18 protein-coding genes are annotated in these 23,496 nt (G+C 33.0%); 10 read left to right on the forward strand and 8 right to left on the reverse strand.

The annotated features are described in order from the left end of the window. Positions 1-169 precede the first annotated feature (169 nt). The 9 genes from IUY40_RS10245 (at position 170) to IUY40_RS10285 (ending at position 15,877) form a co-directional block, all read left to right on the forward strand. The gene (locus IUY40_RS10245) at positions 170-919 is read left to right on the forward strand and encodes a DeoR/GlpR family DNA-binding transcription regulator (RefSeq protein WP_195736768.1); all 750 of its coding nucleotides are present in this window, start codon (positions 170-172) and stop codon (positions 917-919) included. A 136-nt stretch (positions 920-1,055) separates the two neighbouring features. Further along, positions 1,056-2,981 carry a glucosamine-6-phosphate deaminase gene (nagB, locus tag IUY40_RS10250; RefSeq protein WP_195736769.1) on the forward strand — a complete coding sequence of 642 codons (1,926 nt, stop codon included), beginning with the start codon at positions 1,056-1,058 and terminating at the stop codon, positions 2,979-2,981. Between the two features lie 181 nt (positions 2,982-3,162). Continuing rightward, the gene (locus IUY40_RS10255; RefSeq protein ID WP_195736770.1) at positions 3,163-6,078 is read left to right on the forward strand and encodes an FAD-binding and (Fe-S)-binding domain-containing protein; all 2,916 of its coding nucleotides are present in this window, start codon (positions 3,163-3,165) and stop codon (positions 6,076-6,078) included. A 113-nt stretch (positions 6,079-6,191) separates the two neighbouring features. After that, complete coding sequence (locus tag IUY40_RS10260) at positions 6,192-7,013, forward strand: alpha/beta hydrolase family protein (protein ID WP_195736771.1); 822 nt, start codon at positions 6,192-6,194, stop codon at positions 7,011-7,013. A gap of 225 nt (positions 7,014-7,238) precedes the next feature. Beyond that, positions 7,239-9,077, forward strand: coding sequence for a PQQ-binding-like beta-propeller repeat protein (locus IUY40_RS10265; protein ID WP_195736772.1), 1,839 nt, complete (start codon positions 7,239-7,241; stop codon positions 9,075-9,077). A 134-nt stretch (positions 9,078-9,211) separates the two neighbouring features. Further along, entirely contained in the window at positions 9,212-10,684 is a 1,473-nt protein-coding gene (locus IUY40_RS10270) for a family 10 glycosylhydrolase (protein WP_195736773.1), read from the forward strand. Positions 10,685-10,705: 21 nt separating this feature from the next. Then, entirely contained in the window at positions 10,706-13,210 is a 2,505-nt protein-coding gene (locus IUY40_RS10275; RefSeq protein WP_195736774.1) for a family 20 glycosylhydrolase, read from the forward strand. Positions 13,211-13,216: 6 nt separating this feature from the next. Further along, the gene (locus IUY40_RS10280) at positions 13,217-14,521 is read left to right on the forward strand and encodes a serine hydrolase (RefSeq protein WP_195736775.1); all 1,305 of its coding nucleotides are present in this window, start codon (positions 13,217-13,219) and stop codon (positions 14,519-14,521) included. Positions 14,522-14,734: 213 nt separating this feature from the next. Then, positions 14,735-15,877: a DUF1343 domain-containing protein gene (locus IUY40_RS10285; protein WP_195736776.1), complete on the forward strand. Its 1,143-nt coding sequence runs from the start codon at positions 14,735-14,737 to the stop codon at positions 15,875-15,877. A gap of 58 nt (positions 15,878-15,935) precedes the next feature. Here the strand turns inward: IUY40_RS10285 and IUY40_RS10290 are convergent, their stop codons facing one another. From IUY40_RS10290 to IUY40_RS10310, 5 genes are all read right to left on the reverse strand, one after another. Continuing rightward, positions 15,936-16,406: a PepSY-like domain-containing protein gene (locus IUY40_RS10290; RefSeq protein WP_195736777.1), complete on the reverse strand. Its 471-nt coding sequence runs from the start codon at positions 16,404-16,406 to the stop codon at positions 15,936-15,938. Between the two features lie 17 nt (positions 16,407-16,423). After that, entirely contained in the window at positions 16,424-16,867 is a 444-nt protein-coding gene (locus IUY40_RS10295) for a PepSY-like domain-containing protein (protein WP_195736778.1), read from the reverse strand. Positions 16,868-16,939: 72 nt separating this feature from the next. Beyond that, on the reverse strand, positions 16,940-18,211 hold the full coding sequence (locus IUY40_RS10300; protein WP_195736779.1) for a HAMP domain-containing sensor histidine kinase: 1,272 nt from the start codon (positions 18,209-18,211) through the stop codon (positions 16,940-16,942). Continuing rightward, positions 18,211-18,882, reverse strand: coding sequence for a response regulator transcription factor (locus tag IUY40_RS10305; RefSeq protein ID WP_195736780.1), 672 nt, complete (start codon positions 18,880-18,882; stop codon positions 18,211-18,213). Before IUY40_RS10305 ends, IUY40_RS10300 begins: the two co-directional genes overlap by 1 nt. A gap of 601 nt (positions 18,883-19,483) precedes the next feature. Further along, a complete protein-coding gene (locus IUY40_RS10310) occupies positions 19,484-19,696 on the reverse strand; it encodes a helix-turn-helix transcriptional regulator (protein WP_229335497.1) in 213 nt (70 codons plus the stop codon). Positions 19,697-19,805: 109 nt separating this feature from the next. Between IUY40_RS10310 and IUY40_RS10315 the strand changes: the two genes are divergently transcribed. After that, a complete protein-coding gene (locus tag IUY40_RS10315) occupies positions 19,806-20,120 on the forward strand; it encodes a hypothetical protein (RefSeq protein WP_195736781.1) in 315 nt (104 codons plus the stop codon). A 105-nt stretch (positions 20,121-20,225) separates the two neighbouring features. Here IUY40_RS10315 and rpe read toward each other — a convergent pair whose 3' ends face one another. The 3 genes from rpe to IUY40_RS10330 all read right to left on the reverse strand — a co-directional run bounded on the left by rpe (position 20,226) and on the right by IUY40_RS10330 (position 23,407). Continuing rightward, the gene (gene rpe, locus IUY40_RS10320) at positions 20,226-20,888 is read right to left on the reverse strand and encodes a ribulose-phosphate 3-epimerase (RefSeq protein ID WP_195736782.1); all 663 of its coding nucleotides are present in this window, start codon (positions 20,886-20,888) and stop codon (positions 20,226-20,228) included. Positions 20,889-21,358: 470 nt separating this feature from the next. Then, positions 21,359-22,222 carry a sigma-70 family RNA polymerase sigma factor gene (locus IUY40_RS10325; protein ID WP_007137700.1) on the reverse strand — a complete coding sequence of 288 codons (864 nt, stop codon included), beginning with the start codon at positions 22,220-22,222 and terminating at the stop codon, positions 21,359-21,361. Between the two features lie 321 nt (positions 22,223-22,543). Beyond that, positions 22,544-23,407, reverse strand: coding sequence for a sigma-70 family RNA polymerase sigma factor (locus IUY40_RS10330; protein ID WP_195736783.1), 864 nt, complete (start codon positions 23,405-23,407; stop codon positions 22,544-22,546). Between the last annotated feature and the right edge of the window lie 89 nt (positions 23,408-23,496).

Raw genomic sequence — 23,496 nt, forward strand, 5'->3', positions numbered from 1 at the left:
TTTTCAAAAATTAATTAAAATAACGCAAAATAACGCATATTTTGTTCTTTTTGACTTCTATTATTATTTTTAAGGTTAAAACATGCAAACTGTAGCAGTTGTTGAGGTGTCGTCTGCTTTTGAATTGAAATATTTGATATATTTGTGCTGAATTTTTAATTTATAAAAAATGCTGAAGGCCGAGAGACATAAATATATAATGACTAGACTCTTTGAAGATCAAAAAGTCGTTACGACAGATTTGGCTTTGGCGCTAGATTTATCAGAAGATACAATACGAAGAGATTTGAATGAATTAGATAATAAGAATCTTCTTGAGAAAGTATACGGCGGTGCAGTACAAGTTACAGAAAAGTCTGCCAATGTTTTTGATATTGTTATAACGGCTGAAGAGGAAAAAGAAAAAATTGTCGCAAAAGCATTGTCATTATTGCATGATGGGCAAGTTATTATAATGAGTGGAGGAAGTACTAATTTGGTTTTTGCAAAGCTAATTCCTTCAGATTTGAAGGCTACTATATATACGTATAGTTTGCCAATAGCAATGCAGTTATCCCAGCATCCAAATATTGATTTGATATTTATAGGTGGTAAAATGCAGAAAAATGCAATGGTTACTATAGGTATGGATGTGATACAGGTTTTGTCTAAGATCAAAGCAGATATTTGTTTTATAGGAGCTAGTAGTATTAATGTAAAACAAGGACTAACAGAGATAGGGTATGAAGTTTCTATTGTTAAAAAAGCGATGATAGAATCCTCTGACAGAGTAGTTTCTATGTTTTCTTCAAATAAATTAAATACAAAAATGCCGCATGTAGTTTGCGAACTTAGCCAGCTAGATACTATCGTTACTAATTTAGATCCAGAAGATTCAAGGCTGGAAGAATATAGAAAATCTGGAGTTTTTGTATTGTAATTTAAAATTTAGTCATCAATCATTGCGTTATTTTACGGTATTTGAATTTGTTTTTGTTAAATAACGCAAAATAATGTATTCTTTTTGTTTTTTGTATATATTTGTTAAACTAATTTTTTTAACTAAGAGATATATTATGAAAATAAATACTTCTTTGGCTTACGACATACCTGGTAAATTTGAAGAAACCCGATTTGAGAAAAATCATAATGTGATTTTTGATAACTCAATTGTAGGTTCAAAAGCAGTTGCTCAGGAAATAGCCGAATTAATACGTTCAAAACAAGCCAAGAATGAAACCTGTGTACTTGGTCTGGCAACAGGCTCATCACCCATAAAAGTATACGAAGAGTTAGTTCGAATGCACAAAGAAGATGGTCTTAGTTTTTACAATGTTGTTACTTTTAATTTGGATGAATATTATCCGATGACCAAAGAGAACCGTCAGAGTTACTATTATTTCATGCATCAATATCTGTTTAACCATATCGATATAAAACCCGAAAATGTAACTATACCAGACGGAACTGTTGTTCTGGATGAACTAAATCAATATTGTGTTGATTATGAAATGAAAATAAAAGAAGCTGGAGGGCTTGATTTTCAGTTATTAGGAATCGGACGTACAGGACACGTAGGATTTAATGAGCCAGGTTCGCACATTAATTCAGGAACTAGAATTATAACACTAGATCATATTACCAGAGTCGATGCTTCATCAGACTTTAATGGTATCGATAATGTTCCTAAAAGAGCAATCACGATGGGCGTTTCTACAATTCTTAGATCAAAGAGAATTGTTTTGATGGCTTGGGGACAAAATAAAGCTGCAATTATCAAGAGAACGATTCAAGGGGATATAAGTTCAGAAGTTCCTGCTACATTTTTGCAAAATCATTCTAACGCTACTTTTGTATTAGATAAATCTTCAGCATCTGAATTAACACGATTCGAAACACCGTGGTTAGTAGGTGGATGTATCTGGACACAAGAATTAAAAAGCAAAGCAATCGTTTGGCTTTGTAAAGAAACCAAGCAATCTATATTAAAACTTACCGACAGAGATTATAATAATAATGGTATGTCAGATCTTTTGGCGCAAGAAGGTTCTGCTTACGATCTGAATATTAATATGTTTAATGTATTGCAGCATACCATTACGGGTTGGCCAGGAGGAAAACCAAATACAGATGATTCTCACCGTCCAGAAAGAGCCAATCCGGCTAAGAAAAGAGTAATCCTTTTTAGCCCACATCCGGATGATGATGTGATTTCTATGGGAGGAACATTCTCAAAATTAATAAAACAAGGACATGATGTGCATGTGGTATATCAGACTTCTGGGAATATAGCAGTTACAGATGATGAAGCATTAAAATTTGCGGAAGTATGCAGTGATTTTGTTGGAAAAGAAATGGAAGGAGTTAATTTTTCATCAGTTATTAATTTCTTAAATAATAAGACAGAGAATCAAATAGATTCTTTAGAAGTTCGAAAACTAAAAGGACTTATAAGACGACGTGAGTCATATGCAGCAACCAGATATATTGGTTTAAAAGATGAGAATACCCATTTCCTAGATCTTCCTTTTTATGAAACAGGTCAAGTAAAGAAAAACCCGTTAGGACCTGAAGATATAACTATTGTAAAGGATATTATTGCCAAAATAAAACCACATCAGGTATTTGCAGCAGGAGATTTAGCAGATCCACACGGAACGCATGAAGTATGTTTGAATGCGATATTTGCAGCAATGAAGGAATTAAAGTCAGAGCTTTATATGAATGATTGCTGGTTATGGTTGTACAGAGGAGCTTGGCACGAATGGGATATTCACGAAATTGATATGGCAGTACCATTAAGCCCATCAGAAGTATTGTTGAAACGTCATGCCATTTTATACCACCAATCCCAGAAAGACAGAGTAATGTTTCAGGGTAATGACTCAAGAGAATTCTGGGTTAGAGCCGAAGACCGTAATAAAAATACAGCCATTTTATACGATCAATTAGGATTGGCTGAATACGAAGCAATCGAAGCTTTTAAACGTTTTGATTACTAATAATTTGTGTTAGTTTAATAAAATATAATATAGATTTTCAATCAAGGATTATAATCCTGCAAGATTTTGTACTGCAGACCTAACTTTTTTAAGTGCAGTTAGGTCTAATCTTGCTAACTTGCAGGGGCAAAAAGCATTTTGAAATTACCATAACAGAATAATAATAGCAATATCACATTAAATGTCTGATTCTCTTCAATTACAGCAATTATCCGATTCATTAGAAGGAACTCTTTTTTATGACGAGCTTCATAAAAAATTATATGCTACTGATGCATCTGCTTATAGAATAATGCCAGTAGCAGTGGCAGTTCCAAAGACAGAAGAAGATATTGTTAAAATTATTTGCTTTGCAGCAAAAAATAAAATTTCAATAACACCAAGAACAGCAGGAACCTCTTTGGCTGGACAAACGGTGGGTAACGGAATAATTGTAGATGTTTCTAAGCATTTTACTAAGATTGTAGCATTTGATCCTATAAAAAAAACGATAACAGTTCAACCTGGAGTGATTCGAGATGAACTGAATTTGTATTTAAAACCACATGGTTTATTTTTCGGTCCCAATACATCGACTACAAACCGATGTATGATTGGAGGAATGGTAGGAAATAATTCATCAGGAACAACATCCATACGATATGGAGTTACCCGAGATAAAATAGTTGAGATAAAAGCTATTTTAAGTGATGGCAGTACTGTTGTTTTTAAAGAAATGTCTTCAGCAGAATTTATAGAAAAGACAAAAGGAGATTCGCTAGAAAGCAAAATCTACAAAGCAATCTACGAGGAACTTTCGATTAAAGAAAATCAGGAAGAGATTGTAAAAGAATTTCCGAAGCCAGAAATCCACCGAAGAAATACTGGTTATGCGATCGATTTATTATTAAAGTCAGAACTGTTCTCAGGTACAGAAAACACAATAAACTTAGGGAAGTTACTTTGCGGAAGTGAAGGGACTTTGGCATTTACTACAGAAATCACACTGAAAGTAGATGATTTGCCACCAACAAATAATGTTATGGTTGTGGCACATTTTCATACTATTCAAGAAAGTTTAGAAGCTGTGGTTACAGCTATGAAACATCATTTGTACACCTGTGAAATGATGGATGATACGATATTAGATTGTACTAAAACCAATAGAGAACAAGCAAAAAACAGGTTTTTTATTGTAGGAGAACCTAAGGCCGTTATTATGATGGAAGTGGGTTCACATCATAGTATAGAAGATGCCGAATTACAGGCAGATGCTTTGATAAAAGAGCTGAAGGAAAATAATTTCGGGTATGCATTGCCTAAAATTTATGGAGCAGATATTGATAAAATAAATGATTTACGAAAAGCAGGATTGGGGCTTTTAGGGAGTATTGTAGGCGATGATAAAGCAGCCGATTCTATTGAAGATACCGCAGTAGAACTAAGTGATTTGCCTAATTATATCGCCGATTTCTCTGCCATGATGGAAAGCCATGGGCAAAGTGCTATTTATTATGCACATGCAGGAGCAGGAGAAATACACTTGCGTCCAGTTTTAAATTTAAAAACAAAAGAAGGATTACACCAATTTAGAAACATAGCTACCGAAGTGGCTATTTTGGTAAAAAAATACAGAGGATCACTAAGTGGAGAACACGGTGACGGAATAGTTCGTGGAGAGTTTTTACCTTTTATGATAGGCGAAAAAAATTATGAATTATTAAAACGAATTAAAAAAGCTTTTGATCCAGATACAATTTTGAATGTTGGAAAAATTGTGAACGCTTTTAAGATGGATGAAAACCTTCGTGTAGAAGCGGGTAGAGTAGAGCCAGATATTAAAACAATTCAAGATTTCTCAGATAGCATGGGGATTTTGCGTGCTGCGGAGAAATGCAACGGTTCGGGTGATTGCAGAAAATTACCTTCGGCCGGAGGAACTTTATGCCCTAGTTACCGCGCTACTCGAAATGAAAAAGATACAACTCGTGCCAGAGCCAACGCACTGAGAGAATATTTAACCCATTCAGAGAAAGATAATAAATTCGATCACGAAGAATTATATAAAGTATTTGAGTTGTGTGTGAGCTGTAAAGCCTGTGCAAGCGAATGCCCGAGTAATGTAGATGTAGCGACTTTAAAATCGGAGTTTTTATACCAATACCAAAAAGCAAACGGTTTTTCTGTTCGAAATAAAATATTTGCTTTCAATTCCAAACTCAATAAGCTAGGAAGCATCGCACCATCTATGACAAATTTTGTAGCCAATTTATCTTTGGTTAAAAAAAGTATGGGAATTGCATCTCAAAGGCAAGTTCCTTTATTGGCACCAACGACTTTTAGAAAATGGTACGAAAAGAATAAAAAAGCAGCAACAAGTACTACTTTCGAAAACGGAAAAGTCTATCTTTTCTGTGATGAGTTTACTAATTATTATGATGTTTCAGTTGGGATAGATGCCTACGAATTGTTAACAGGATTAGGTTATGAAGTGATTGTAGTAGATCATGAAGAAAGTGGAAGAGCTTTTATATCCAAAGGATTCCTGGAAGAAGCACAAGATATAGCCAATAAAAACGTGAATATCTTCAAGGATTTAATTTCAGAAAACATACCGTTGATAGGAATCGAACCCTCTGCAATATTGACTTTTAGAGACGAATACATTCGATTGGCAAAAGACAAAGAAAGTGCTGAAAAATTATCGAAAAATACATTTACGATCGAAGAGTTCTTTAAGAGAGAAATAACAAAAGGAAAAATTCATTCCGGACAATTTTCGGATGTAGAGAAAACAATAAAAATTCACGGACACTGTCACCAAAAATCATTGAGTACTGTTGAAGCTTCATTTGCAATGCTAAACGTGCCTAAAAATAGTTCAGTTACCATTTATAATTCAGGTTGTTGCGGTATGGCAGGTTCATTTGGATATGAAGAAGAGCATTACGAAATCAGTATGCAAATGGGCGAAGATACTTTGTTCCCAAAGATACGTTCAACCGAATCAACAACTGCAATTGCGGCTGCAGGAACAAGTTGCCGTCATCAGATTTTTGACGGGACCAATAGAAAAGCAATGCATCCAGTGACAATTTTGAGAGATTGTTTGAGATAAATTTCTTGAATCTAATTTTATATTTTTTTGTCAAAATGTATCAGAAATAAAAAATCTCATACATTTTGAAGAAAAGTTATTGCCTTTTTTTAACCAAAAGACACCATAATTCTATGAAAAAAACAATCTATACAGTACTCTTACTATTTATATTTTTTTCAGCCGAAGCTGCTAAGATTGACACTATACAAGTGTTTAGCACTTCGATGAATAAAAATATAAAGACGTGTGTAATTGTTCCTGATAATTATAAGAAAAGCAAGAAAAATTTACCAGTGGTTTATCTGCTTCATGGGTATAGCGGAAATTATGCCACTTGGGTAAAAAGTTTTAAAGAAGTTGGAGAACAGGTTGATAAATATGGCTTTATAGTAATTGGTGTTGATGGTAATTTTTCAAGTTGGTATTTTGATAGTCCAATTGATCCCACTTATAAATATGAAACTTATATAATAGATGAATTAATTCCTTTTATAGACAAAAACTACAAAACGATTGTAAGTCGTGAAGGTCGTGCTATATCAGGACTTAGCATGGGTGGACATGGAGCATTGTACTTATCGTTTAAACATCAGGAACTGTTTGGAGCAGCAGGAAGTATGAGCGGTGGAGTTGATTTTCGTCCGTTTCCTGAAAAATGGGATATTAAAAAGCGATTAGGTTCAATAACTGAATTTCCTGAGAATTGGGATAAAAATACCGTTGTTAATATGCTAGATTTAGTAGAAAGTAATAAGCTTAGTCTTATTATCGATTGTGGCGTAGATGATTTTTTTATTGATGTAAATAGACAACTTCACGAGAAAATGCTCGCTTTAAAGATAAATCATGATTATATAGAGCGCCCAGGGAAACACAATATTGAATATTGGGAAAACTCTTTAAAATTTCAATTGCTGTTTTTTGATAATTTTTTCAATAGCAGTGTAAAGTAGGTTCAAAGTTTTAAAGGGACAGAAGGACAAAGGTTTTCTGTAGATACGCATTTAGAGGCGTACAGGGTAAATACGTACTGCATGTGTCTAACATAAAGGATTACAACTCATGCAACAGTATAAACAGTCGAAGCAATTAAATCTGACGAATCTGCTAAATCTGCGTGAGAAAAAACACAGAGATGTATTATAATAATTACAACCAAATAGATTTAATAATTGCTTATGAAACATTCATTTTCCATAATAGTATTGCTTTTTATAATCGCATCAGGGTTTTCTCAAAAGATAGAAAAATCAGGAAATATCAAGTTTGTACAGCTTACCGATTTGCATGTTTCTGTAGGGAATGAAAATGATTTCTTATTACAGAATATTATAAAAGAAATCAATAATTCAGATAATGAATTTGTTGTCGTAACAGGAGATCTTACGAATCGTGGAGCAGACGATGAATTAAAACAAGTACATACTATTCTAGGCAATTTAAAAATCCCGTATTATGTAATCTCAGGAAATCACGAAACAAATTGGAGCGAAAGTGCTGGTTTGACCTATAAAAAAATATGGGGCAACGATCGGTTTGTTTTCTCAAAAGGAGATTACCTTTTTATAGGATTTCCGTGTGGACCATATATGAAAATGGGAGATGGTTTTGTAAAACATGAAGATGTTCTTTGGTTAGATAAAACATTAAAAGACAGTCTTAAAAATAGCAATAAAAAAGTCCTGAACTTCGCACATTACCCACTAGATAATAGTGTTAGTAATTATAAAGAAGTCCTTTCAGTTTTAGAAAAATACCCTACAGTTACAAGTTTTTGTGGCCATGGGCATACCTTAAAAAAATATAATTTCTCAGGATTGAGTGGCATTATGGGAGCATCGATTACCTCGCGCGATGGAAAAACAAGAAGCTATAATGAGGTAATCATCAGTAGTGATAGTATTAGTATTTATCAGAAAGAGATAGCAAAACAAGGTGTTTTTAAATTTTCAGTTCCCACGAAGCCTTCAAAAATTGAAATTCCAAAAGATAATTTAGAAACTAATTTCTCTCCATTTATAAAAGATATTGCATCAGTTTATAGTGTTCCATGTTTTGATAAAAAAAACCTTTATTTCACTAATTCTATTGGTGAGATACAATCGATTAATTTGAAAAATAAAGTGCTGAATTGGAAAATAGAAACAGGAAACGCAATTTATTTCTCACCAATTATTGTAAAAAATATTCTTGTTATCGGTACGATAGAAGGAAACCTGTTAGGATTTGATGCAGCGTCTGGTAAACAAAAATGGAACATACTAGTTGGCGGAGTATTGGTAGGTTCACCAATTGCCGAAAGCAATAAAATTTATACAGCAAGTTCAACTGCTTTTATTTGCATAGATGCCGTTAGTGGTCAGGTAATCTGGAAGAATAATTTACCACAATCGTATTCGCAAGGAACTCCTTTAATACAAGATGATACAATTATTTTTGGAGCATGGGATACCAATCTTTATTGTCTAAACAAAAACACAGGAGAACTTGTTTGGAAATGGAATAACGGAAATGATAAGCAAGTTTTGTATTCAGCAGGAAACGTAAATGTAGTGGCATCAAAAAGCAGACTTTATTTTGTTACCCCCGAACGATTCTTAACAATTTTAGAACGGCAAACAGGCAAAACACTTTTAAGAACCTCCAAATGGAAAGTAAGAGAATCAATGGGGAAAAGTCAAGACGGAAAGTGGTTTTATGCGAAAACAATGAATGGGGAACTTTTGAGATTACCACTTAATGATAATTTGGAATTAACCGAAGAAAATTTGATTGCTCAAAGCAAGATTTTAGATTTAAAACTAGGATACGAGCACAATCCTGCGCCAATATTTGAAAACAACAATAAGATATACATAGGAAGCCGAAAAGGAGAAGTTGTTATTGTAGATGCTGAAAAATTTGAGATTATAAAACAAATTAATTTAGGAAGTTCAAGTGTAAACGGATTTTCAATTGATGATGAAGGAAGAGTATGGACATCACTCATAGAAGGCAGTATATATTTGCTGGAATAAGTGGTTGGTACGCTTTTCTGCCACAGATTAAAGAATTAAACAGATTAAAAACTTAGTGAACCTTGCGTAAAAGCCTTGCGTCCTTCGCGGTTAAATTACCTGTAAAACATATTAACGAATCAAAAATAGAATTTATGAAAAACTTAAAAATTTTAATTCTAGTGTTGCTGTTTCAAGCCAATCTTTTTGGGCAACAACCAGCAAAAAGAGAAATGCGGGCGGCTTGGATATCTACCGTTGACAATATAGATTGGCCATCAAAACCAGGACTTTCAGATAAAGAAATGAAAGCAGAAATGATAACGCTTTTGGATAATTTACGATCTTATAATTTGAACACAGTAATTTTCCAAATTCGCCCTACAGCAGATGCTTATTACAAATCTACAAAAGAACCAGCATCGCATTGGATAACCGGAATTCAGGGTGTAGCTCCCGGTTTTGATCCATTGCAAATGATGATTGACGAAGCAGGAAAAAGAGGAATGAGTGTGCATGTTTGGTTAAATCCTTATCGTGTGCAAAAAGACACAACCAAGGATGTACTAGCAAAAACACATTTGTATTTTAAGAAACCAGAGTTATTCCTTACTTACGGAAAAACAAGATATTTTAATCCAGGTTACAAAGAAACCAGAGGTTTTGTAGCCTCAGTAGTAGGCGAAATAGTTCGTAATTATGACATTCAGGCAATCCACATGGATGATTATTTTTATCCATATAAAATCGCTGGACAAGAATTTCCTGATCAAGTTGCATTTGCCAAAGAGCCTCGACAGTTTAAAGACAAAGACGATTGGAGGAGAGACAACGTAGATTTAATAATCAAGCAAATCAGAGATACCATAATTGCAAATAAACCAGAGGTCGAATTCGGAATTTCACCATTTGGAGTATGGCGAAATATTGCGAAAGATTCAGAAGGATCAAATACTGTGGCAGGAGCAACAAACTACGATGATTTGTATGCCAATATCTTAAAATGGCAAAAAGAGAATTGGATAGACTATGTAACACCTCAACTGTATTGGCATATTGGTTTTGATAGAGCAAATTTTGAAGTTTTAGCAAAATGGTGGGCAGCACATAAATACGGAGCAAATGTATATGTAGGTCATGGAGTTTATAAGCTCTCGAAAACAGCAAAAGAGGTTGAATGGAGAAGTCCAGATCAGATAGTAAAGCAAATAGAAATGGTTCGTTCTTTGCCTTTACTAGATGGTTCAATGTATTTTACAGCAAATAATTTTCTGAAAAAAGGAGATACCCTTAGAAAGCCTATTCTCGAAAAACAATATAAATATATCGCCTTAACACCCGAAGCAAATAGAATTACAAGAATAAAACCAGAACCGCCAATAAGTACTTCCATTACTCAAAAAGGAGATAAAGGACAGCTTACTTGGAAGGCAGGATTAAACAATAAAAAATATGTGATTTATAGATTTCCTAAAGGAAAAATAACCGATTTCTCTAATCCGGAGAATATTTACTACGTAACCACAGCAACAAAATTAGAAATACCAAATGCTAATTTTGAAAACTATATCTATGCTATTACCGCTTTGAGTACCACACAAACGGAAAGCATTCCAATACAATTTTAACAAAACAAAAAACCAGAAAAGATGAAAAAAAGTATGCTACTAATCGCAGTTTTCCTGAGCTCCCTGAATATAGTACAAGCTCAGAAACTCGATATAATTCCGCAACCAGTAAAGATAGAGCAGAAAGAAGGAATATTTGTAATTCCATCATCGGTACAAATTGTTGTAGACAAAAAAATACAAAATAGTGCAGATTATATAAGAAGTGATTTTTTTAGAAATACAGGAATTAAACCAATTGTTACTATTGGGAAAAGACATAAAAAAGAAGCAATATCATTTTTAGTAGATGAAAAAATAAATCTCCCAAATGATGGTTATGAATTGAGCGTAACTAAAAAAGGAGTTGTTATAAAAGGAAAATCTCCAAATGGAGCCTTAAATGGTCTTCAAACCTTATTGCAGATTTGCACTGCCAAAGAGGTGAAAAAAGGAACAATACCATTTGTAAAAATAGAAGATTATCCTCGTTTTGAATGGCGCGGAATGATGCTTGACGTATCAAGACAGTTTTTTGACAAGCAAATAGTTAAGAATTATATTGACTGGTTAGCAGCACATAAGATGAATGTTTTTCATTGGCATCTTACCGATGATAACGGTTGGAGAGCCGAAATCAAATCGATGCCAGACTTAACCTTAAAAGGAGCTTGGAGAGGACCAGGAGAAGTATTGTTGCCATCATACGGTTCAGGAAACAAACGTTATGGAGGGTTTTATACCCAAGCTGATATGAAAGAAGTTGTAGCGTATGCATCAGCACGTGGAATCTCAATCATGCCCGAAATCGAAATTCCGGGTCACTCTCGTGCAGTAACGGCAGCATACCCAGAAATAGGATGTGTTACTACTCAGGAAACAAAAAGCGTACAGGGAGAAGTAAAAAATGTATGGTGTGTGGGACGTGAAGAAAACTATCAAATTTTAGATTCTATAATTAGAGAGGTTTCAGAAATGTTTCCTTTTGATTATATACATGTAGCAGGCGATGAGGTAAACAGAGCCAATTGGGAGCATTGCCCAAAATGTAAAGCGTTGATGGAAAAAGAAGGCTATACAGATACTTTTCAGCTTCAGAATTATTTCTTTAAACGAGTTGAGAAAATCGTAGAAAAATACCACAAAAAAGCGGCAGGTTGGAACGAAATCTTGAAAGGAGGAGAGATGAGTCCAAACACAGAAATTTTTGCTTGGCAGGGAATAAGTTACGGAATAGAATCTGTGAAGAAAGGATATTCGACTATTATGATTCCGGGGCAATATTTGTATTTTGATATGGCACAGTCCGAAAATGAACGCGGTCATCGTTGGGCGGCTATTACAGATACAAAAAGAGCCTATTCGTTTGAGCCAATTCCAGATAACGATTTAACAACAGAACAGCAAAAATTAATAAAAGGAGTACAAGGCGCTTTGTGGAGTGAATATTTGGATCGTCCAACACGATTTGTAGAATATCAAAGTTACCCAAGAATTAGTGCCTTATCAGAAATTGGATGGTCTAAAAAAGAAGATAAAAACTGGGATAATTTTTATGGAAGATTAACCAATAGCCATTTAAAACGTTTGGCTAATATGGGAATTGGTTTTAGAGATTTTCCACCAACGGCAATTTATAAAAGAGGAACCATTACAGTAACACCACCTTATGAAGGAGCTGTTGTACGTTATGAAGCACAAGGAAATGAACCAACGAGACAATCCCCTTTGTACTCAGGACCAATCCAGACAAAAAATTACGAACAATATTTGTTCCGTACATTCTTTAATGAAGATTCGGCAAGTCCTGCGGTAAAAGTAGAGAAACTACCAGTTGCCAGCTGGAACACATCAAAAGTTGAAGTTTTAAATATTTCAGAGAATATTTCAGAGCATGTAGATAAAAGTGGTATTTGGTATTTAACTTTTAATCCAACTCCAGATGAGGCTAGTAATGGCATTATTAGAGCCGTTTCACTTTTTGAAAATGATAAATTAATCCAAACCTATTCAGAAGAAAAAACACTGAAATCAAAACCTCGTTTGCGATTTGTGATTGAAAATTACAACGATAAAAATAATTATCGTTTGGATTTTACTGTAGAAAACAAAGAAGCTACAGCATCTTCGGCTAAGGTAAACTTCAATTGTTCTCCATATCTGGAACCAGAGGTAAAAGTGACCTCATCGATGGCCGAAAATCCTAAATTTCCACTGTCAAGATTAGAAGATTATAACATAGAGACTTATTTGCGTACCGATGTTCCGTGTGTAAGTGGTGATTGGATTTTGTACACTTTTACTAATCCTGTTGTTTCTTCAAAAATTGATGTGTTAACAGGGATTCCGCATCACCCAAGATTTATTGTAAATGATGGATATGTAGAATATTCGTATAACGGAATTGATTTTGAAAAAGGAGATATTTTTGATTACGGAAATGCTTCTATCTATCCAAAGAAACCTGTAAAGGCAGTTAGAATAATGATTACAGGAACAAATAACGAACCTCTTATGGCAGGTCAGGACTTGAGAATTAATCCATAAAAAAACATGAAGAAAATAGGAGTTAAAATCGTACTTGGTTTTTTGATTCTTCTGGAGATTAGTTGCCATTCTCTAAAGAGTTCAAAAAAGTCTTTCGATACAAAGCAAAATGAAGTTTACATCGATTCGATGATGAGTAATGCGCTCGAAAAAGGATTTTTTCCCGGAGCACAAATTATTGTAGGTAGCAAAGATTCTGTTTTCATTTTGAAAAATTATGGATATCATGATTATTCAAAAAAAGAGTTAGTAAAAACAGACGACGTGTACGATTTAGCTTCTATGTCTAAAGTTTTGGGAGCAACCCTCGTTGCCATGCGTTTGGTTGGAGAAAACAGAATAAATTTAGAAGATAAATTGGGGGATGTAGTTCCTATGTATAAAAATACAGCAATTGCCGATTTAACCCTTTTTGAAATGCTCACACATACATCGGGACTAACGCCTAGTATTACTTTTTATCAAAGTTTGCTATCTACACCAGATGGATCACCTTTGTTAAGCAAAGAAAAGTCTGAAAACTATCCTGATTTGTTCGATAATATGTATGTAAACAAGAATATTGTTTACGATACAAAATATCTCTCTTTCGAGCCAAAGGATAATTATGTACAAGTCTATAAAAACATGTGGATAAACCCAGAGTTTTATAAATCGGTTTATGAGAAAATAGCTGTAGCCAATACCAATCCTCGAGGTAAGTATTTGTATAGCGATTTAAACTTGTTACTTGTGCAACAAATGATAGAGACTAATACAGGTAAAAAGTTAGATCAACTGGTGAATAAAATTTATACCGAATTAGGGATTTCAAAAATTGGATATAATCCGTTGAAATGGACTTCGGAGCAAAATGTAATACCAACTGAAATTGATGATTTTTTTAGGAAAGATACCGTTAAGGGATATGTTCACGATGAAGCTGCAGCTATTTTAGGAGGAGTTTCTGGAAATGCAGGATTGTTTGCCAATGCACAATCTATCTCGGTAATTTGCCAGATGTTGCTTAATAATGGAAAGTATCAGGAAAAGCAAATCCTAAAAGCAAAGGTTGTCAGAGAATTTACAAATTCGCCTCTAGCCAAAGAAGGAATTTACCGCGGACTTGGTTTTGATAAACGAAAACCAGATGCATTTTATAATGAAAATGATTTTGGACATACAGGTTTTACAGGAACATTTTTCTTTTTGAATCCCGATAATAATAGATTCTTGATTATCCTAACCAATCGTGTAAATCCCACAAGAACTAATAGATTAATGTATAAAGATGATTTTTGTCCGAAGATTTGGAAACAAATAAATAATTAAAAAAAGTTAGCCACAGATTATAAAATTTAAATTAAATCTGCCAGAATCTGTAAAATCTGCGTGAAACAATTTGTACAGTTTATTATAATGTAAATCTGCTAAATCTGCAGAATCTGCGAGAAACAAAAATTAGTGACAAAAAACAATCTGTGTCAATCGGTTTAAATCTGTAGAATCTGCGTGAAACATTTGTGCAAAAAAAAAATAAAAACTATGAAAAAACTACTATTAATTTGTGTACTAATTACAACAGTTTCTTTTGCACAAAAAATAAAAACAGGAGCAGAGAATTATACTGAATATTTGCCTTTACTAAAAGGAAAAACTATTGGTATTGTAACCAATCAAACGGGAATTATTGATAAGAAAACCCATCTGGTTGATTTTTTGGTTGAAAAGAAAGTAAAGATAAAAACGATTTTTGCACCAGAACATGGCTTTCGTGGTACTGCTGATGCTGGGGAACATGTATCAGATGAAATTGATTCGAAAACAGGATTATCTATTACTTCCCTTTATGGAAAAAATAATAAGCCAAGCCTAGAACAGTTGAAGGGTATTGATATCCTGGTTTTTGATTTGCAAGATGTGGGAACACGATTATATACGTATGTTTCTACAATGCATAGAATAATGGAAGCATGTGCAGAGAATAATATTCCGTTAATAGTATTGGATCGTCCAAATCCGAATATTGGTATTGTAGATGGACCAGTTTTGGATATTGCCTTTCAAAGCGGAATTGGAATGCACAGAACTCCTTTGCTCCACGGAATGACTTTGGGCGAAGAAGCCAAAATGATTAATGGCGAAAAGTGGCTGAAAGATGGAATACAATGTAAGTTGACCGTTATTCCGTGTTTGAACTACAACAGAAGCATGAGTTACAGTTTGCCAGTACGACCTTCTCCCAACTTGCCTAACGATCAATCTATTAATTTATATATTAGCTTATGTCTTTTTGAAGGAACTAACGTGAGCATGGGACGCGGAACAGAAAAGCAATTTCAGATTTATGGATCACCTTACTTGCCGAAAAGTAATTTTACATTTACTCCCAAACCAAATTTTGGAGATAAAGATCCTTTATATAACGGAGTAGAGTGTAATGGAGAGGATTTATCGGCAATTCCGAGAATTAATAGACTTGAAATTAAATGGTTGATAAAAGCCTATCAAACAACATCAGATAAATCTAAGTTTTTTGACAAAAGAAAGTTTTCAATACGAGCAGGAAATGAAAAATTACAGCAACAAATTGAAGCAGGAATCTCAGAAAAAGAGATAAGAAATAGCTGGAAAGAAGGTTTACAAGCCTTCAAAAAAATGAGAAAGCAATACTTGATTTATAAATAGAAACAATAAAAAATACCGCCCCATAATTAGAGGCGGTATTTTGCTTTTAATCAAATTCTTATTTATCTATTCGGATAAAATTTCCTTCAAGATCAAATACAAGTTCCAGATTATTAGAAAGTTCTATTTCGATATGCGTTTTTTCATTATCTATCCCTGTTACTGATTGACTAGGATAATTTTCCTTTACATATGTATTGATTTTTTCAGGAATTAATTCAACAGGAATTGCTTGGTCGTTTCCATCGATATCAACCCAATTTCCATTTACATCAAAATCAATTTCGAAATTATTGCTCAGTAAAACATCATATACAGAACCATCAGAATCGGGAATATTTTGTTTCTTTATTAGTTTATATGTAGCAGTAGGGAAATATGAGGTAACAAATGTTGTTGCCGGTTGAGGTAAGTCCTTAGCACTAATTATAGATTCATGGTCGTTATCATTATCATCATCACTATTACAAGATGTTGCTGAAAATAAAAGTGTTAAAGCAATAAAGCCGGATAAGATTATTTTTTTCATGTTTAAAGTATTGATTCTTAATTATCGATTCTTAAAAAATTGCCTTTAGAGTTAAATTCTAACTCTAAACCGTTGCTTAAGTCTACTTCGTAACCCCAAGCGCCTTTGTCAATTTTAGTTATTGTAGTATTAGCAAAATTGGTATTTATATAAGATATAATCTTTTTTGGAATTATAGTAGTAGGAATAGATTGATGATTACCATCTACTTCTTCCCAATTTCCTTTTCCATCAAATTCAACTTCTAGATTAGTAGCAAACCGAACTTTGTAGTCTTTAGATAACATTTCTTTATCCTCAACTATATAAGTAGGTTCTTGTCCTGCAAAATGGGTTTTTAAAAAAGTCTGAGCATTTACTGGTAATGCGTCTTTAGTAATTACAGTTTTTTGAGCATTTGCAGAAAGTCCAAATGCTAATCCTGCTATTAGGCACATAGCCAAGTTTAATTTAGTTTTCATAATTATTTATTTTTAATTCTAGTACAAGTATATAACCAGAATTTGGAAACAATTAGGAAAATAGATAAAAGACTACTTTTTTGGGAAATTAATTTTGAATTGATGATTTCCAGTAAATAAATATTCGATAGTAATCAAGTAATTATTTGTAATCGATTTTACAATAGATAAACCTAAACCAGTAGATTCATTTGTTGTCGTATGACGATAGAATCTTCCGAAAATTAATTCAGAATTTAAAGGAGGATTGTTTCCACTGTTTGAAATTATGATGTCATTCTTGTTTATTATGAAATTAACAAAACCATCTGGATGATTATGTATTAAGGCATTTTTTAATAAATTGCTAATTAACGCAATTGCCAATCCTTTGTTCATCATAAAATACAACGAATCATTTTCGACTACTGTTATTTTTACTTTTTTAAAATCAGCCAAATCAGTGTAGTCGTCTATTAGTAACAAAATGAGCTCATTAAAGTTAACCTTTTCTCCTTCTGAGAATTGTTGATTCTCTATTTTGGATAACATCAATAAAGATTTATTCAATCTTGTCAAACGATTTAATGTATCAGTTATCTTTCCTATTTCCATCATCTGTTCATCAGTAAGAGTACTATTCTCTGCAAACAATTCGAGTTTGTTTATACTAATTGCTAGTGGTGTTTGTAGTTCATGAGAGGCATTCTCTATAAATTGTTTCTGACTAGAATAAATTATTTCGTTACGATTAAGCATTTTCTCCACTTCTTTGGCCAGAATATTGAATTCCGTAATAGAAGAATTTATAGGTTTTAATCGGCTGCCCGTTCCTAATTTAATTTCTTTAAGATTCTCTAAAATGATATGAAATGATTTCCATATTTTTCTTAAGAGTAAATGATTAACTGCCAATATACTAATTACAAGCATAACATATAAACCAAGTAAAGCAAGCAGTAAATCTTCTAGCAATTCATCTTCTTCAACAATAGATGCTTTTATAATTAGCTCATGAGGATTTCCCTTATCATCATTAAAAACAGTTTTTAATGTTCTGATAGGTTCGTTATCATTATCATATTCCATGAATTCCTTAGAAGTAGAAAATTCATCTTTTCGAGAATAATTACCTTTTGGAAGTGGTTTTATCGTAAACTTATTGATGCCAAATTCTGGAGAATTTAATAGTTTTTTGTCAGCAAAAGCATGACGGATAATAATGATTTTGGAATTCTTTAAATCATCATCGATATTATCATGTACTTCATCTAAAATTAGCATATAAAAAATTCCAGCCCAAATAGGGATTACAATAAGAAGTGTAAGTGCCAGATAGCGAATGGTGTAGTTTTGTAATTTCATTAATTCATTTTATATCCAATTCCGTAAACTGCCTGAATATCAATTTCGGCATCACCATCTTTTAGTTTCTTTCTCAAATTTTTAATTTGCGAATACACAAAGTCTAAGTTGTCTGCCTGGTCCGTATGGTCGCCCCAAACATATTCGGCTATTGCAGTTTTATTAATCAATCGGTTTGGGTTTATTATAAAATAGTAAAGTAGATCAAACTCTTTTCTGTTTAAGATTAGTTCTTTATTATCTATAACTACGGTACGTTGTTCAGGGCAAAGAGTTACGTTTTTCCAAACAATTAAGTTGTCTCCATTGTGATTGTTTCTACGTAGTGCCGATTTTATTCGTGCATGTAGTTCTGATAAATGAAAAGGCTTACTTAAATAATCATCGGCGCCTAAATCCAATCCTTTTACTTTATCATCTACAGCGTCTTTTGCCGAAATAATGATAACAGCACTTTGCTTTTTCTGATTTTTTATTTCTCTCAGCAAGTCTAAACCATTTCCATTAGGAAGCATAATATCTATTAATATGCAATCATAATCATAAGCGCCTAGTTTGTCTAGCCCAGAAATGTAATCATGTGCCGTTTCTACAATATATTTTTCTTTTTCAAGTGATTGTTGGACCACTTCACGTAAACCAGCTTCATCTTCTATTATTAAAATTTTCATGTCCTGTCTGTTTTATGTAATTCAAAAGTATGAATACCAATCAAAATAAAACTCGATTTCTGGAAACATTTAGGAATAAATAGATTTGTTAACTTCCTTTTTTGATATAATGTAAGTTCTAAATAATGTTATTTATACTTTTAAAGAAGTATGAAGTTTTTTAAATACTGATGAAGTCTTGTTCTTGCTAGTGTTTTTTTTAAAATAATAAGACCCAATAATTTCCGTTTTAAAATATAATGAAAACATATTTTTATTTTTCACTCATTTTTATCCTTACTTTTCTTTGCAATGCGAAAAAATTGTAGTTATTATTGGAAAGGTCTTTTGGTATAATAGATTATAAGGGTTTTTTTACGCAGATTGAATTTAAAAAGTAGTCATAAATAAATCTGCGCTCGTCAGCTCAAATTTTTTTTAAAATCTGCAAGAGAAAAATTTTAGCTATTCTAGATAGGTGTCGGGATAAAAGGAGTTTTTAGCGCATCCAGAGAAATCCTTTGTGTCTTAGTACCTCGGAGCCTTTGCTAACTGACGAATTAATTATTGGGATTTTAGCGAATGATAGCGCGGAAATTCTTTCTGTAGACGTTGTGCCATTTTAAAACTTAAATAATTCTATATAATCTACTTGTAGTGCATCGCATACTTTCTCTAAAGTTGAAAGCGTTGCATTAGCATTTCCTTTTTCTAATCTTGACATATTACTTTTTTCAAAATTGCATTTTGCAGCTAAATCCTGTTGAGAAATATTTTTCTCAATTCTAATTGCTTGAATTCGTTTTCCGACTTTTTGTTGTATGCTCTGTTCCAAAATAAATTATCTTTTATGATAATTCAAATTTTGTCATATATTTACTTAAATAGGTTATCTTTTATGACAACTTAAATTAAAATATACTATTATAGAAGCACAAGAAATTATGAAACCGGAGGATTTTAGACAATTAATCGACAGATATTTCACGACAATAAAACCCACAAGTGATAAAACGGATATTTATACTGCAGAAATCAAAGTATTAGGCTATTGTGAACTTTTATATATTATTTCTAATATACTTAAATTATGCACTTTGGCATTAGACCATGAAGCACTTGAGATTTCAAAGGAGAGTAAAGATTCATCTATCGATATTGCATTACTATTAAAAGTCGTTACACAGTTACTTCCTCTAGAAGAAATCGAATTCCTGGATGAGATCAATAAAATAGTTACTACTAATTCACAGCACTGAAGTAAAATTTTTATAGAAAAGAATGATTATGAGAGAGATAAATTCACATAAAAAAAGCCGAAGAGATTATCTTCGGCTTTTGTATTTTTATTTGCTTTTTAAAAATTAAAAAGAAGTCAGAGCTTTTAAATCGGCAATAGTTGCTGTTGGGTTTTCTGCTTTAAAAACATAACTTCCAGCTACTAGAACATCTGCTCCGGCTTCTACTAATTGTTTTGCATTTTTATTGGTTACACCACCATCAATTTCTATAATAGTTGATGCATTTTTTCTAGTAATTAAATCTTTTAGCTTTTTTACTTTGGCATAGGTGTTTTCAATAAATGATTGTCCACCAAAACCAGGATTTACACTCATGATACAAACTAAGTCAATGTCATTAATAACATCTTCTAACAAATCAATGTTTGTATGTGGATTTATTGCTACTCCTGCTTTCATACCCTCTGCTTTTATAGCTTGTAAAGTTCTATGAAGATGTGTACAAGCTTCATAGTGTACACTTAATATGTTGGCACCCAAGTCAGCAAATGTTTTAATATATCGATCAGGATCAATAATCATCAAGTGAACATCGATCGTTTTTTTAGCATGTTTGTTTATTGCTTCTAGAACTGGCATTCCAAAGGAAATGTTTGGAACAAAAACGCCATCCATTATGTCGATATGAAACCAGTCAGCTTGGCTATTGTTAATCATTTCGATATCGCGTTGTAGATTAGCAAAATCGGCTGCAAGAACTGAGGGTGCAATTAGTGTATTTTTCATTGTGTAGTTGTGTGTTGTATTATTTTTTGCAAAGATAATTTTTTTAACTGCAAAGTTTACAAAAGCTTTTAATCTATTTAAGGCTTATATTCCGAAATATATCTGAAGTGATAAACAAAATAACCACAAAGTTTACAAAAAATGGTTTTGGATTTACGCAATGGTTTTGCGTGAAGGATTGAGTATTTGTTTGAGCTCTTTTTTAAATGATGTAGTGTAGTGGAATAATTTAAAAAAAGCGAGTACGAAAGCCTGACCTGTAGTTTTTACGAAAGGGCACGCCCAATTATAAAGAGAGTTTCTGTTGGTATTTAAAAAAATAAAACTCCGGTAATCAGCCGGAGTTTCAATCATCAATCAAAAAACGAACAGTCAATCAAACTGTTGTTTGTTGTATAGTAGAAAGTCAAATGTCTTAAAGTCAAAAGAGACTTTTGGACTTTATAAACTTTCTAATTTTAAGACTAGTTTTAGCCTAAATAAGTTTTAAGAATTTTACTTCTTGAAGTATGTTTTAATCTACGGATTGCTTTTTCTTTAATCTGACGTACACGCTCACGAGTTAGGTCGAAAGTCTCTCCGATTTCTTCTAGTGTCATTGGGTGTTGGTCTCCAAGTCCAAAATATAAACGAACTACATCTGCCTCTCTTGGAGTTAATGTTTCTAGTGAACGTTCTATTTCTGTACGTAATGATTCGTGAATTAATTCTCTGTCAGGGTTTGGAGATTCACCTGAACGTAATACATCGTAAAGGTTTGAATCTTCTCCTTCTACAAGAGGAGCATCCATTGATAGGTGACGACCAGAGTTTTTCATTGACTCTTTTACGTCATTTACTGTCATATCTAGTTCTTTTGCAATTTCTTCAGCAGATGGTGGGCGCTCATTAGATTGCTCTAATAATGCATACATCTTATTGATTTTATTGATAGAACCAATTTTATTTAAAGGTAAACGAACGATACGTGATTGTTCTGCTAGTGCTTGAAGAATCGATTGACGAATCCACCAAACTGCATATGATATAAATTTGAAACCACGTGTTTCATCAAAACGCTGTGCAGCTTTGATCAAACCTAAATTTCCTTCGTTTATTAAATCGGGAAGTGTTAACCCTTGATTTTGATATTGTTTTGCCACGGATACCACAAAACGTAAGTTGGCTTTTGTTAATTTTTCTAATGCTTTTTGATCACCGGCTTTAATCTTCTGTGCTAACTCTACTTCTTCGTCAGCGGTAATTAGGTCAACTTTTCCAATTTCTTGTAAATATTTGTCTAATGAAGCAGTCTCACGATTGGTTACCTGCTTGGTGATTTTAAGTTGTCTCATGTTTTTGTCTCCTCAATTTTTAAGTGTACATATGGTTATACGTATGAAGTTGCAAAAAAGTTACAATTAAATTAAATATATTTTTAAAATATAAATCATCTAATTGAGTATTTGACTTTTAATGTAATAATTTATTTTTTGAATTATATGATTGTAAAATACTAGTTGGTGCTAAAAACAAAACTCCGGTAATCAGCCGGAGTTTCAATCATCAATCAAAAAACGAACAGTCAATCAAACTGTTGTTTACTGTTTAGTCGAAAGTCTTAAAGTCAAAAAAAACGTATGGACTTTATAAACTTTCTAACTTTAAGACTAATTTTAGCCTAAATATGTTTTAAGAATTTTACTTCTTGAAGTATGCTTTAATCTACGGATAGCTTTTTCTCTAATTTGACGCACACGTTCACGAGTTAGGTCGAAAGTTCCTCCAATTTCTTCTAGTGTCATTGGATGTTGATTCCCAAGACCAAAATATAAACGAACTACATCTGCTTCTCTTGGAGTTAGTGTGTCTAATGAACGCTCGATTTCTGTACTTAATGATTCGTGAATCAATTTTCTGTCTGGATTTGGAGATTCGTTAGAACGTAATACATCATAAAGGTTTGAATCTTCTCCATCTACAAGAGGAGCATCCATAGATAAGTGACGACCAGAGTTTTTCATAGATTCTTTTACGTCATTTATTGTCATGTCTAGTTCTTTTGCAATTTCTTCAACTGTTGGTGCACGCTCATTAGTTTGCTCTAATATTGCATACATCTTATTGATTTTATTGATAGAACCAATTTTATTTAAAGGCAAGCGAACGATACGAGATTGCTCTGCTAGTGCTTGAAGAATCGCTTGACGAATCCACCAGACAGCGTAGGATATAAATTTGAAACCACGCGTCTCATCAAAACGTTGTCCTGCTTTAATTAAACCTAAGTTTCCTTCGTTTATTAAGTCGGGGAGTGTTAGTCCTTGATTTTGATATTGTTTTGCTACTGATACTACAAAACGCAAGTTGGCTTTTGTTAGTTTTTCTAATGCATCATGATCACCGGCTTTAATCTTTTGTGCTAACTCTACTTCTTCCTCAGCGGTAATTAGGTTAACTTTTCCGATTTCTTGTAAATATTTGTCTAATGAAGCAGTCTCACGGTTGGTTACCTGCTTGGTAATTTTAAGTTGTCTCATGTTTTATTTCCTCAATTTTTAAGTGTACATAGTAGGGTTGTGCATCTGAATTTGTAACTAATTACAACAATTCAGCATGTGTTTTTTAT

This window comes from Flavobacterium sp. ALJ2 (genome assembly GCF_015594725.1).
Classification (GTDB): domain Bacteria; phylum Bacteroidota; class Bacteroidia; order Flavobacteriales; family Flavobacteriaceae; genus Flavobacterium.